Source organism: Geminicoccus flavidas, from assembly GCF_009806515.1.
In the GTDB taxonomy this organism is placed as follows: domain Bacteria; phylum Pseudomonadota; class Alphaproteobacteria; order Geminicoccales; family Geminicoccaceae; genus Geminicoccus; species Geminicoccus flavidus.
This window is the reverse complement of sequence record NZ_WUJP01001113.1, coordinates 1-1479: the sequence shown is the minus strand read 5'-3', so window position 1 is coordinate 1479 and position 1479 is coordinate 1. Positions and strand designations below refer to the sequence as shown.

The following is a 1479-nucleotide window of genomic DNA, read 5'->3' as shown; positions in this document are numbered from 1 at the left end:
CTGGCAGCAAGAGCCTGAGCTTCTTCACCAGCCACCCGGCCACTACTCCGCGGGACCAAACACCTAGCGCTTCAACGGAACCGTGCTGGAGGAGTTTTTCCGGCCGGCGATGCACGCCAAGCTGTTCGAGAGTGTCGAGGCGCTACAGGCCGATCTCGATCCCTGGCTCGTCCACTACAACCATGAGCGGCCGCACCTCGGCTACCGCAACCACGGAAGGCGGCCCTGGGAAACCGTCGAGCAGTTCGTCAGACAAGGAGGTTAAGAGGACACCTTGAGCCCGGCCCACAGACGCTCGATCCTGTTGCGGTTGTGGTAGATCCAGGCGCTGGTTACTGCCATACGCTGTGGGCAGCAGGGCCTCCACCAAGCTCACCTGCCCCACCGCCTTGCGCACCATCGGCCGTCTTCGATCCGCCTGACTAGGATCCGAATCACAGCCACACGGTTAAGGCTAGGGTTTCGCGGCGGTCTCCTGGGGAGGCACACGAGGGACCTTTGGAACAATGACCGGAGGCGGTCGTTCGCCCGCCTCCGGTCGGTCCATTCACAAAGCTGAAGCTGTCGCTGCCGGCCTTACTTCACGGTCTCGAGGTAGGCGATCAGGTTCTTTCGGTCGTCTTCCTTCTTGACGCCGGCGAAGATCATCTTGTTGCCTGGAATGGCCTGCTTGGGGTTCGCCAGATAGGTGTCGAGGTGTTCCTGATCCCAGGTCCAGCCGACCTCTTTCATCGCGTCTGAATACTTGAAATTCTCCACGCTGCCCGCGGTCCGACCGGAGACTCCGTGCAGGGTAGGCCCGACCCGGTTCTTGCCCGGCTCGACGGTGTGGCAGACAGCGCAGAAGCGCTTGAAGGTCTTCTCCCCCGCCGCGGCATCCTGAGCCTGGGCGACATTGCCCCAGGCCAATGCAAGTGCCGCCGCAGCGATGGTACAGCCGATGATGCGCATGTTCTGCCTCTCCCAGGTCGTTTGCCCGATTGCATGCTACGAATGGCATGGCAAATTCTTGCCCGTGGCATTCATGCCATGGATGAACTCCCTGCCAGGTCACGTGCCTGGCACGCCAGGGATAGCCGCCGCAGGCTGCGCTCGGCCAGCCTCTGTGCTTCCCTCACAATCATTTCCTGCTGCGTCCGTTCCGCTGTCGCAGTAGCGCTCGAAGGCATGCTCCAGGATCCGGATGCCTTCGGCTATGGTCGCAGGCTCTGGTTCGGCCCTGTTCGCCAGGCCGGCCGCCTCCTGCCGTCCCTCTTCGGCCAGACGCCGGAACAGCCGGTCTGCATCCGCCTCCGAAGACCCGCCGCCTACGGCGCAACGCGACGCCATGGTCCAGCGACTCGGTGGCCGACTCCTCGCCCAAGGCCTGCAGCGAGGCATCCTTCGCATGGGCCGCGACATAGGTGTAGAATGTACGGTCCCAGCATGTGGTGTGACGGATCGAGCCTGAACCGATCGGGCTCTTTGGCCGAGACCTGG

At 63.2% G+C, this 1479-nt stretch carries 1 protein-coding gene and 1 pseudogene; one reads left to right on the top strand and one right to left on the bottom strand.

The window, feature by feature from the left end; genetic code table 11:
- Positions 1 to 67: 67 nt before the first annotated feature.
- A pseudogene (locus tag EQG76_RS31320) lies at positions 68 to 265 on the top strand (integrase core domain-containing protein); the annotation flags it as partial.
- A gap of 311 nt (positions 266 to 576) precedes the next feature.
- Here the strand turns inward: EQG76_RS31320 and EQG76_RS31315 are convergent.
- Positions 577 to 951 carry a c-type cytochrome gene (locus EQG76_RS31315; RefSeq protein WP_159719115.1) on the bottom strand — a complete coding sequence of 125 codons (375 nt, stop codon included), beginning with the start codon at positions 949 to 951 and terminating at the stop codon, positions 577 to 579.
- Between the last annotated feature and the right edge of the window lie 528 nt (positions 952 to 1479).

Excerpts from the sequence above, each read along its gene's own strand:
- EQG76_RS31315 (WP_159719115.1), bottom strand. The coding sequence starts at position 951 with ATGCGCATCATCGGCTGTACCATCGCTGCGGCGGCACTTGCATTGGCC.